At 33.4% G+C, this 12,233-nt stretch carries 6 protein-coding genes; all 6 read right to left on the minus strand.

What is annotated here, in order from left to right; translation table 11 throughout:
- Positions 1-22: 22 nt before the first annotated feature.
- Positions 23-1,957: a family 43 glycosylhydrolase gene (locus tag NYQ10_RS17035; RefSeq protein ID WP_289877418.1), complete on the minus strand. Its 1,935-nt coding sequence runs from the start codon at positions 1,955-1,957 to the stop codon at positions 23-25.
- A 46-nt stretch (positions 1,958-2,003) separates the two neighbouring features.
- Positions 2,004-4,562, minus strand: coding sequence for an alpha-L-arabinofuranosidase C-terminal domain-containing protein (locus NYQ10_RS17040; RefSeq protein ID WP_289877419.1), 2,559 nt, complete (start codon positions 4,560-4,562; stop codon positions 2,004-2,006).
- Positions 4,562-5,932 carry a glycoside hydrolase family 27 protein gene (locus NYQ10_RS17045; RefSeq protein WP_289877420.1) on the minus strand — a complete coding sequence of 457 codons (1,371 nt, stop codon included), beginning with the start codon at positions 5,930-5,932 and terminating at the stop codon, positions 4,562-4,564. The genes NYQ10_RS17040 and NYQ10_RS17045 overlap by 1 nt, the downstream gene beginning before the upstream one ends.
- Positions 5,933-6,108: 176 nt before the next feature.
- Entirely contained in the window at positions 6,109-8,583 is a 2,475-nt protein-coding gene (locus NYQ10_RS17050; protein ID WP_289877421.1) for a glycoside hydrolase family 95 protein, read from the minus strand.
- A gap of 27 nt (positions 8,584-8,610) precedes the next feature.
- Positions 8,611-10,587, minus strand: coding sequence for an alpha-L-arabinofuranosidase C-terminal domain-containing protein (locus NYQ10_RS17055; protein WP_289877422.1), 1,977 nt, complete (start codon positions 10,585-10,587; stop codon positions 8,611-8,613).
- A gap of 136 nt (positions 10,588-10,723) precedes the next feature.
- A complete protein-coding gene (locus NYQ10_RS17060) occupies positions 10,724-12,163 on the minus strand; it encodes a glycoside hydrolase family 28 protein (RefSeq protein WP_289877423.1) in 1,440 nt (479 codons plus the stop codon).
- Positions 12,164-12,233: the final 70 nt, after the last annotated feature.

A 12,233-nucleotide genomic window follows, 5' to 3' on the forward strand; every position in this document is an offset into this window, starting at 1 on the left:
ATATATAATGTAGAAACTTATTTTAGTTGATTCCTTTTATTCCTTCGTGAGTTGGAATCACTTGTTTTATTGTTCCATCTGGATTGAACTCAAATTTATCGATGCAAACTTCACGATGAAAACCTCCAGCACTTCCCATTTTTATTCCTGTTGGGTATGAGAAACGATGATACGTAAAATACCATTCGTCTTTGTTTGGAATTTGCAATACAGAATTATGTCCTGTTGCATAAATTCCTTCTTCTGGTTTTGCTCGAATCACTATATTATTCTCTGGAATTTCTAAAGGCCCTGTCGGAGAATTCGAAATTGCATATCTAACTTTATACTTTGGACTTCTTGTGTCGTCTTCACTCCAAAAGAAATAATATTTTCCGTTTCTGTAAATAACATAAGTTCCTTCGCGGAAAGAATTATTAACGGCTATAATTTTTTGCGTGTTTGGTTTTAAAGAAATCATATCTGAATTTAATTCAGCAACAGCCATATACATATTTCCCCAGTACAAATAGCTTTTTCCAGTTTTTGGATCTGTAAAAACATCTGGATCTATTTCTTGTCCGTCGTTAATTCCTTCTGGCCTTTTAGCTACTATTTCTTTTCCGCCGTCCTTAAACGGTCCGGTTGGATTATCTGAAACCGCTACACCAATTTTTTGTGCTGCAGTAAAATAATAGAAATACTTATATTTTCCTTTTATCTTCTTTTCTACAATACAAGGTGCCCACGCATTTCTATTTCCCCAAGACACATCTTTTTTAAGATCTAAAATGATTCCTTCATCTTTCCAATCGACTAAATTATCAGATGAAAATGTTTTAAAATAATATCCTGACCAATCATTAAATCCATCGCTGGTTGGATATATATAATATTTTTTGGTTTTGTTTGAATATAAAATTTCAGGATCTGCATAGTAGCCTTCGAGAACTGGATTATTCTTGATTTTTGGAAGTTGGCTTGGTAATCCCCATTTCTGAGTGATTCTTTTTAACTCAGAACGCGTTATTGGCAAAATAGTTCCATGACGTGGTTTGAAGTCCATTGAAATATCCTCGTCAATAACGGTGAAATTTTCTAAGTCTTTTGTTTTGGTGAACTGATATTTTCCTTTCGAATACATATCATACATTAAAATATAATCTTCTGAATTATTGAGTTTAAAAATACTTGATCCTTCTACATTCTCTTTTGTTTGCTGTAGATAATTATCATTTTCTTTCCAGTTTCCAGAAGTCAAATCGGTTGTAGTGGCAGTTTTGATGCCAGCAGTTGAAGATTCTGTCTTATAAAAAAGATGATAAATTCCATCTTTCAGAATTATATCTCCGTCTATACAAGCGCCTTTAGATTTAGGAACAAACAATAATTTTGGAGCACTTTCTAAAGCTGTGAAGTTTTCATTCGCGTAAGCGTAATAAATTTTATCGGGTTCTGAACCGTGTTGCATACTAAAATAAATCATGTATTTACCTGCTTTTGCATCATAAATTGTTTGTGGTGCCCAAACTCTTTTCAAATTTCCATTTCCAGGAAATGCTGTCTGAATATTAACAACCGTACTTTTCCAATTTACTAAATCTGTACTTTTAAGCAGAACCATTGCACGATTGCTGTCCCAACCTTTTGAAGAAGTCATATCGGTTAAAACCATATAAAAAATTTTACCATCTTCTCCGCGTAATATATGAGGATCACGAACTCCGCCTGTCGAACTGATTGTTTTACTTTCTAAAACTGGCTTGTTGTTATTTAATGCATAATAATGGTATCCATCTGTGCTTACAGCAAAATTAACTGCTTCTTCTTCTATTTTATTTCCTATAAAATAAACGAACAAATATGCTGTTAAATCTTTCTCTGCAACTGATGGCGGAACTCCTTTTACTGAATTTTGGGCTTGTAAAAAAGTTGAAATTACTAACAATATTACAAGACTAAATTTTATTTTTTTCATTTTATAAAGTTTAATACTATTCTATTTTCTAAAATAATAGAACAGCTTATTTTTTGGTTTTAATACGAATCACAGTAAAGGAATAAGGTGGCAACTCTTTTGAAAAGGCTTCTTTTACCGAAATCATTTGGTTCACTGGTCTTGCATCTGTTTTTTCTGGATTTCCAGTTAATACAGTATAACTAGCATTTTCACCAATCATTAAATTAGATATTTCGATTGAAGGCATAACTGCAACTGGAAGTACATTCACCAATTTAACAATCAAATCTCCCGAAGAACTTTCTTTTAAAACAGATACTCCAATACGTTTATTTGCTTCACTATTGTCTGAAGCTTTTATACTTTTCTCGATATAAATATCGCCTGCGTTTTGACCATAAAGTTTCTGAACGAAATAATTGACAGTTGGTTTCACCTCAGTTCCATTAAAATAAATGAGATCTGGATTCCATTGCGTATGTTTTTCTCTGGCTAGCAAAGGTGCGTAAGAAGCCATTGAAACTACATCTCCATTTCGCTCAATTCCTATTAGGTACAATGCTTCTGCCAAAGCGTTATAAAATTTATTGCCCCATGATGCATATTCTCCTAGATATACTTTAGATTTTGAACGATCATAACTATCGTAAAAATCCTGATTATTGATAAACCATCCTGGAGACTGATAATAATGCTCATCTACAAGCGGCAGTTTTAAATCATCGGCAATTTTCCAGCCTTCTCTATAATCTGTTCCTTCAAAGAATGGTCCGACTGTTCCAATAATCATAATCTCAGGATATTTTTGCTGTACTGCTTTTACTATCATTCGATAGCGTTCTTCGAAAACATCACTGATTAAATCCTCATTTCCAATTCCGATGTATTTTAAATTGAAAGGTTTTGGATGTCCAGCTTCGGTGCGTTTTTTACCCCAAACTGTATTGACACTTCCATTGGCATATTCGATTAAATCTAAAATATCTTTAATGTAATCGTCCATTTCTTCTATTGGAATTCCAAATTGCTGTCCAGAACCTCCGTCTGATGAATTCTGACAAGGAACTCCAGCGGCTAAAACCGGAACGGCTTCAGCTCCTAAATCTTCGCAAAATTGAAAATATTCAAAATAGCCTAATCCCATTGATTGATGATAGCCCCAAATATTGCGCATCGGAACTCTGCTTTCTAGCGGGCCAATTGTGTTTTTCCATTTATAAATATTATGCAATCCATCTCCGTGTGCCACACAACCGCCAGGAAAACGAACAAATTTTGGATGCATGTCTGCAATCGTTTCTGCTAAATCTAAACGAAGTCCGTTTTTGCGATTTTTGAATGTTTGCTGCGGAAAAAGCGAAACCATATCTACTAACGTTTCGCCATTTGTGCTGATTTCTAAATGAGCATCATTTACAGTTTTAGAAGGTTTTAAAACGAGATTAAATTTCTTCCATGAATTATTTGGCGTAAATGTCGCTTCTGCTAAAGTTTCTCCGTTTGGTGTTTTTAAACGAACAATTGCTTTTGCTCCTTTTGCAAAAACACTAAAATCATATTTTTCATTGGCTTTAAGTGCAATTCCATCAAAACCTGAATTAGTAATACTTCCGTTTTTTATTACGGCATAGTTTGGATTGTTAGCATGAATTGGATTGTCTTTTTCAACTTCAAAATTACCGCTCCAAGCCATTTTGGAATTCCATTTTTCATTACTTCCTTTTTTATCATGAAGCGAATATTCGAAATCACGATTCTGAATCAGTTCGCCATATAAACCGCCATCTGCTGCGTAATTGATGTCTTCAAAAAAAACACCTGTAAGCATATTGCTGATTTTTTTTGAGTTCTGACCATCTATTTGAATTGTAGCTTTAACAGGTTTTAAACCTAAAAAAAGCAAACTATCACTTTTTGGAGAAGTATTGTTTTGCTTATCTCTAAACTTAACCGATTCCATATTTTTAATCATGTTTTCGACTAAACTCCATTCAACTTTATGAATTGTTCCTTGTAAAATCTCACCTTGAAATTGAATCTCACTTTTTAATTTCAACTCAGAACCATTAGCATCAGTTACAGCAGAAGAATAATTTTTAAAATCTTTTGTGGCTGAAGAATAATTTTTACCGCTTTCGCTAAAGTGAACCAGATATTTTCCATCTTTCTGACTAACTTGAACATTTAGAATTACTGATTTATCTTGCCCTTTTCCAACAAAATTCTTCATACCCTGAATATAATTTTGTCTTCCCCAATTTATAAGATCTTTACTTTCTGAATGAGCAAAAACGTTATCTCTCACACTCCAAAAGCAATGAAAAATTCCAGCATTATCACGAATCAAAAAAGCTTCAGACATACTTTTACCCGTTGCTCCCCAGCTTCCAAAATCTGATTTTAAGAAACTAAATTCTGGACCAATCGCAAACCAGTTTTTCTGATCTGTACTCCACGCAAAATGAAGTCCGTTTTTGCCATTATTTTTTAAAGTGGAATAAGCAAACAAATACACTTTATCTGGATTTTTCTCTTTTGTTTTAATACTAAATCCAAACATTCCAAAAGTAATAGCAAAAAGTAACATCAGTTTTAAAATGCGGCAAAGCAAAAAACGTTTCATTATTTTTTGCTTTTTAATTGATACAGAACCGAACTATGCGATTTTAAATCTGCATTTATTTCTTTTGAAGTTGTTTTTGATTTTTCACCTGTCCACATATTCAAAACTTCAGCTGAACCTGAAATTCCAAGATCAGAAAGATTTACTGTTACTTTTTGAGTGTCCTTATCTGAAATATTAAACAAAGCAAGATATACACTTCCGTCTTTAGCATTTTTTGAAGTCACAGCAATTTTTCCGTCTTTTTGGAAAAGCTGTTTTACATCTTTACTTTCATTATGCATTTTTACAACATCTTTATTTGTTAGTAGTGAAAGAGTAAAAGCATCATTACTTGGTAAATCTCCACCAAAAAACAATGGCGATTTGAAGATATTGAAAAATGTAATTAAAGTATATTGTTCGTCTTTGGTTAAACGAGTCATACGATCATTTCCGCGTTCACCTCTTATTGAAATACGTCCCAACGGAATCATATCACAATCTGGCCAAGTTCCCGGCGCAATGTGAGGATACCATCTTTGAGCAACATCCATTAAATGTGTTATATGTGGCCAAGTATCCCAAACATCATCAACCATACGCCACATATTAGCGTGCGAAGTTACGTGAGAAGCTGCAGAAATTGGCGTTTCACCAGGCGAAGTACTCAAGACAATTTTACGTCCGCATTTATCAATGGCATTTCTAATTAAATTAATTTCTCCTTCATGATAAGGTCTTGATAAATCATCGATTTTGATAAAATCTACTCCCCATTGCGCATATAATTCGAATATAGAATCATAATATTCCTGCGCTCCTGGCTTGTCAGCCAAAATTGTATAGTTATCTCTTAACCATTCGCATTGTAAAGCTGTCGTATAAATTTGATCTGCAGTAATTCCTTTAGTTCCTTTAATCGGCATTTTGTCTTCAACCGCTTTCTTAGGAATACCACGCATAATATGAATTCCGAACTTCAATCCTTTTTTATGAATATAATCTGCTAAAGGCTTAAAACCCTGTCCGTCTTTTGCAGATGGAAATCGGTTAACGGCTGGCAAATATCTTCCGTATTGATCTATAACATAACGTGGATCTGTTTGATTGTAACCTCCAGCTTTATCATTTTCTACAAACCATCTGATATCAACAACAACATATTCCCAACCGAACTTTTTGAGTTCTTTTGCCATGTAATCGGCATTGGATTTTACTTCGTGTTCTTCTACAGTTGGTCCATAACAATCCCAGCTGTTCCAGCCCATTGGCGGAGTCTGTGCCCATTGTTTAAATTCTTCTTTTTGAAATGTTTTGGTTTGTGCATTAGATAAGACAGATATAAAAAATGTCCCTATCATAATAGTAAGTAAGTTTGTTTTTTTCATTGTGGTTAATTTTATGTGTAAAATTTACATTTAAAAATAATAAAAAAAAATACCCCCTTCTACATTTTTGTTTATTAATAATATTGAAGGGGGGAAATTTATCTAATTTTGTTTTTTGCTTTAATCATTCTTGCCTATTAATTTTACAGAATGCATTCAGCTTTAAACTATATTTTTTATTCATTATAAGCTTCGATAGTATAAGAAGTTCCTTTTTTTGTTTCAAATACAGCAGTATAACCAATTGACGATTTTTTGCTTTGAATATTTAACTTTTGAATTCTAAATGGTTTTGCTGATCTAATTTGGCAAGTTCCACCTACATTAGACACAATTTTACTTTGACTCATTTTTCCGTCCTCCCAATTTATATCGACTGTAAAATTACCTTTTGCTGTAATGCCTTTAATTTCACCGTCTTTCCAAGCATCTGGAAGAGCAGGCAGTAAATGAATTTCCTTATTCTGACTTTGCATCAGCATTTCGATCACACCGGCTGTTCCCGCAAAATTTCCATCAATTTGAAAAGGTGGATGTGCATCAAAAAGATTTGGATAACAACCTCCATGTCTACTATAATTAGGGTCATTATCTTTTGTTAATCTTAATTGATTTTTGAATAATTGATAAGCATGATTCCCATCTAAAAGTCTCGCCCACATATTTACTTTCCAAGCCAAACTCCAACCAGTTCCATCGTCGCCTCTTAATTCTAAAGTTTTTTTTGCTGCGTTAGCTAATTCTGGAGTTTTAAGTGGTGAAATTAAATTAGCTGGATGCAACGCATAAAGATGTGAGGTATGTCTATGATGCGGATCTTCTTCTTCAAAATCCTTGTACCATTCTAACAATTGTCCTTTTTTACCAATTTGAAAAGGAAGTAATTCATTTGCAACTTTGTCTACTTTTTGTCTGAATTCTGAATCAATATTTAAAACTTTTGAAGCTTCGACTGTATTTTCAAACAAATCTTTAATAATTCCGATATCCATTGTAGAAGCGGTTGTTACTGTACCTTTCTTTTTTCCATCATAATAAAACATATTTTCTGGCGAAGTCGAAGGCATCGTTACCAAATGACCATTTTGATCTTTCTGAAGCCAGTCTAAACTAAACTCAGCTGCACCTTTTATAATTGGATATACTTTTTTCAAATAGGCTTTATCTCCAGTATATTGATAATGTTCCCATAAATGTCTGCTTAACCAATTGGCTCCCATATACCAGTTTGCCCACATAGGATCTCCTTTTCCGAAATCGCCAACAGGATTTGTCATTGCCCAGATGTCTGAGTTATGGTGTAAAACCCAGCCGTTGGCATGGTAATAACTTTTGGCAGTTTCTGTTCCTGTTATAGAAGCATTTTTAATGTATTCGTCAAGCGGAAAAAATAATTCAGACAAACTTGCCGATTCTACTGACCAATAATTCATCTGTAAATTAATGTTTGTCGTATAGTTACTGCTCCAAGGAGCACGAAGTTTGTTGTTCCAAATTCCTTGTAAGTTGGCTGGCGCATTGTGTGTACGCGAAGAAGAAATCAACAGATAACGCCCGAACTGAAAAAATAAAGCTTCCAATCCAGCATCTTTTTCTCCTTTTGCATATTGTTCTAATCTTATATCTGTTGGCAGATTAGATTTATTAGTTTCTTTTTCATTTAATTTTAAAGAAACTCTATTAAAGAATTTTTGAAAATCTGTAATATGTTCCTTTAATAAACTGTCATATTTTTTAGCAATTGCTTTTTTAATCGGAGCTTCTGCGAATTTATGTTCGTCTTTTCCTTGACTATCCGGACATTTATCAAATCCGTTGAAGCTTGTTGCTGCCGAAACGAAAAGTAAAATTTCAGATGCATTTTTTATTACTAAATTATTTCCTTCAACGCTTATTTCGCCGTCTTTTACTATTGGTTTAATAATCAATTCGAAACGCATTCCTCTGCATCCAGATGCATCTTCATAAACAACTGGTTCTTTGTTGTAATCAATATAATTTGGATCTGAATGTGAAGGTGCTTTTCCTTTCAAAACCAAAGATTTATCTTTTATTGATTTTTGATTTTTTAAAAGACTAGAAGCGTCAATTGTAAAAGAAAGTTTTTTCAATTGATCTGCCGAAAGCTTAATTACAATACATTGCGCTGGTGCCGAAGCAAATATTTCTCTTTTATAATTAACTCCGTTTACACTAAAATTGGTTATTGCTAATCCTGTTTCAATATCAAGACTTCTATTATAAGATTCTATTTTTTGACCATTAAAATCTTGTTTTAAAATAAGATCTCCCAAAGGCATAAAACTTTCGCTATAAGGCCCCTGCATATTTTTAGTCAGATTATAAGCTTTTTCAAAATCTTCATTTTTCAAAGCTTCTCTAATTAAAGTAAGATTTTGAAAAGCATCAGGATTAACGTTTTTCTGCACAGGTCCGCCACTCCATAAAGTAGCCTCATTTAGCTGAATTAATTCTGAATCTACTCTTCCAAAAACCATTGCGCCAAGTGTTCCATTCCCTACAGGTAACGCTTCTGTCCATTCGACAGCAGGCTGCTTATATTGCAGTTTTAAATCTTGTTGTGCAAAAACAGAAAATCCTGTTAATGTTAACAATAATAAAAGGCTTTTTTTGAGAGAATGATATGGCATGTATTTTATTTTTATAAGAATAAATGATTAGATTGTTTTCAGTTTTAAAACCGTAACAGAATAAGCAGGAAGACTCAATTCTTGTTTTCCTTTTGTAACTTTATATTCACTTTGTTTTGGAGTGATTTTTTTAGGGTCTGCAAAAGTATTTTCATCTTGTAAATTTGCACTTACCAGTCTAATTATGCTTCCTTTTGATCCTAATTTTGCTCCTTTTAAATCAATACTCACTTCAGAAGCTGTTGCAGCTGTATTTACTAATTTCACTATGATTTCTTTGCTGTTATCATCTTTCACAGCCGAAGCATATAAATTATTCTGCCCAATCAAAGCTTTGCCATCTTGAGTAATACTTAATAAATCTGTTCCTTTATTAGTTGAGAATAATTGCTGTACATAATAGTTTGCAGAACCATAAGATTGTAAGTTATTGAACCAAATCATATCTGGTGTCCATTGCCATGCATCTTCATGTGCCATTAAAGGAGCATAAGAAGTTAAATGAACGACTTCTGCATTTCTTTCTAAACCTGTCATAAAAGCAGCTTCAGAAAATGCACATTCCCAATTGTTTCTATTGTTCGGATTTGCACCCGAAACACTTTGTGCTGCATATTCTCCAGCAAAAATCTTTGGTCCTTTTCTATCGTAATTATCATAACGTCCAGCATTTTCTCTAAACCATTTTGGACTTTCGTAATAATGTTCGTCAACCAATTCTGCATTTAATTTTTTAAGTTCTTTCATTGCATAATCAAAATGCTCACCGCTTGGAGAAGGACCGCTTCCAGATACAATAATAATATTTGGATATTTTGCTTTAATTGCTTTTTCAAAAACTTTAAATCTTTCAATGTAAGCCTCGCCCCATTGCTCATTTCCTACTCCAATATATTTTAAATTGAATGGTTTTGGATGTCCCATATTAGATCGGATTTTTCCCCAATTGGTCGTAACTGCTCCATTTGCAAATTCAATTAAATCTAAAGCATCTTGCACATATGGATCCAGCTCGTCCATAGAAGCCAATTCTCCAGTATTGTATTGACACGCCATTCCGCAACTTAAAATTGGAAGCGGTTCTGCGCCAATATCTTCAGAAAGCTGGAAATATTCAAAAAACCCTAATCCAAAACTTTGAAAATAATCTGGAGTCTGTTTGTGGTTGAATTCTACATTCCAACGATTCATCATCGTTTTTCTTTCCTCAACATTTCCAACCGATTTTTTCCATTGATAACGATCTGATAAAGTTCTTCCTTCTACAATACAACCGCCTGGAAAACGCAAGAAACCAGGTTTCACATCATATAAAAGCTGTACCAAATCTTTTCGAAGTCCATTTTTTCTATTCTTCCATGTATCTTCAGGAAAAAGCGAAATCATATCCAAATCAATAATTCCTGTTCCTTCAAAAGTAATTTTCAACTTTGCTTTGGCTTCTGTCTGAGTGGCTGTAAATTGTGCAGTATAATTTGCCCATTGGTCAGATTTTGGAACAATATTCGTTTCTCCAAGCACTTTTTGATCTTTATCAATAAGCTGAAAAACAATCTTTTTGATTGCTCCATTATGGTTGGCAGCTTTTAATGAAAGATTGTATTTCGCATCTTTCTTCACTCCCATTCCTCGGAATCCTTCATTAATTAAAGTATAACCTTTATCATTATTGATTTCTACTCTGCAAAAATTAGTATTATTTGCCGCTACGTTAATTGGAAGCGCAATACCTGATTCTTTGTTTAAAGATCTTCTAGTATTAGGTTGTTCCCATCCCATTAAAGGTTTATCAAATTCAAAAGATCTGTTTTTAATCATTTCGGCGTAAAGTCCCCCATCTGCGGCAAAATTGATATCTTCAAAAAACAAACCGAACATTGTTGGTTCAATTTTAGTAATGGTTTTGGAAGCATCAACTTCTAAAGTATTTTTTTGAGCATTTCCATAAATACTACTAAGCAGTAAACCTCCTATGAATAATGTTGAAATTACGTTTCTTTTCATTTTACTTATTTTATATTGAGAATATACTTGCAATATATTAATTAATCTTTTTAAAGTTTATTTCAAAAGTTTGAAAAGCATCACATCAAAAAACTTTATTGTGACTTTTACACTTATATTTTTTTCAAAGAATAAATTACTTTTTAACTGCTTCATATTTATTTGGAAAAGCTGCTTCTCCATCTAAATTGATTACTTTCAAAACATCCACATTTTTACTTTCTACGGCATATTTAAAGTATTCAGGTTTGTTTTTCCCCCATTGAACCGTGCAATTCTGAACTTTAATGCTTTCGGCAGTATCAAAATAAAATCCAGAAGTACTTCCTTTTACAAAACCTTCCACATTTGCTGGGCGTCTGTCATATAATCCACCAGGAAAAGAAGTGGTTTTATCCATAAAAACACTTACATTTTCAAAAACGATATTCTTGATTTTGTCTTTAGATTCTCCACTCACAAAAACTCCATTTTCTCCCGTACATTGAATATTAGAAAAATAAATATTCTTGATTTCTCCAACTTTCCCTTCTGTCGCTCCTTTTGGAAAACGCCAATTGGCATCTTTATGATTTCCTTTTGCTCTGCTAAAAGCCGTAACGTAAATCGGTTCTGCTTTTCCCCACCAAGTATCGGTATTCAATTTGCTTTCGATAATTATGTTAGAAAAAATTACATCGCTCACTGTTCCTTCATCACGATTCTGAATTCCTAACGCACGATTACTATTTTTAATAATACAATTATTGAAAACAACTTGTCTGATTGCGTCCATATTTTCTGAACCAATTTTAATCGCACAACTGCTGCTCGTCATAGTGCAATTGGTAACGGTAATATTTTCGCAAGCACCAAATTCTTCAAATTCTCTTCTGTTTTTTAGGCATATACAATCGTCGCCGCTTTCAATGTAACAATCGCTGATTCTCACATTTTTAGAATGATCCAAATCGATTCCGTCACTGTTGCGGACTTTTAAGCTATTTAATAAAGTAATTCCGCTGATTACAACATCATTACAGCCAATTAAATGCACAGTCCAATAGGCCGAATTTCCGATATGAACATCTTTGATTCTGATATTTTTTCCTCCAATAATAGTTAAAACGTGTGGTCTTGGATCTAAAACATTGAACGGTTTTAAAACATAAGCATCATCTTCTTCTGCGCCCATAAAAGAAATTCCGTTTCCATCAATTTTTCCGCTTCCGCTAATGGTAAAATCTTCTATATTTTCTCCTCCAATCCAAATAGTTCCCTCTCCAGGATTTGTTCTAAAAGCGCTTTTCGTATACAGTTTTTCATCTGGACTTGCCAATAGTTTTGCACCAGCTTCGATATGTAAATCTACTTTTGATTTTACATCAATTGGTCCTGATAGAAAAGTAAAGGGTGCGGGAATTAAAACTCTTCCGCCTGTTTTACTACAAGCGTCAATTGCTTTTTGAATTGCAACAGCATCATTGGTTTTTCCGTCTCCTTTTGCGCCGTATTTTTTAATATCGTAGATCTTTTGTGCAGTCGCAGTCAGGGAAATACAAAAAATAAGTATCGCGATTATAGATTTCTTTTTCATGTTTTTTATTTTTTTTAATGCCACAAAGACTCAAAGGCACTAAGTTTTTTTAATTTTTTTTAATCTCGCA

It is taken from the genome of Flavobacterium johnsoniae, assembly GCF_030388325.1.
In the GTDB taxonomy this organism is placed as follows: Bacteria; Bacteroidota; Bacteroidia; order Flavobacteriales; family Flavobacteriaceae; genus Flavobacterium; species Flavobacterium johnsoniae_C.

What these genes read in the sequence shown, in the direction of transcription:
- NYQ10_RS17035 (WP_289877418.1), bottom strand. Translation starts at nt 1,957, where the DNA reads ATGAAAAAAATAAAATTTAGTCTTGTAATATTGTTAGTAATTTCAACT.
- NYQ10_RS17040 (WP_289877419.1), bottom strand. Translation starts at nt 4,562, where the DNA reads ATGAAACGTTTTTTGCTTTGCCGCATTTTAAAACTGATGTTACTTTTT.
- NYQ10_RS17045 (WP_289877420.1), bottom strand. Translation starts at nt 5,932, where the DNA reads ATGAAAAAAACAAACTTACTTACTATTATGATAGGGACATTTTTTATA.
- NYQ10_RS17050 (WP_289877421.1), bottom strand. Translation starts at nt 8,583, where the DNA reads ATGCCATATCATTCTCTCAAAAAAAGCCTTTTATTATTGTTAACATTA.
- NYQ10_RS17055 (WP_289877422.1), bottom strand. Translation starts at nt 10,587, where the DNA reads ATGAAAAGAAACGTAATTTCAACATTATTCATAGGAGGTTTACTGCTT.
- NYQ10_RS17060 (WP_289877423.1), bottom strand. Translation starts at nt 12,163, where the DNA reads ATGAAAAAGAAATCTATAATCGCGATACTTATTTTTTGTATTTCCCTG.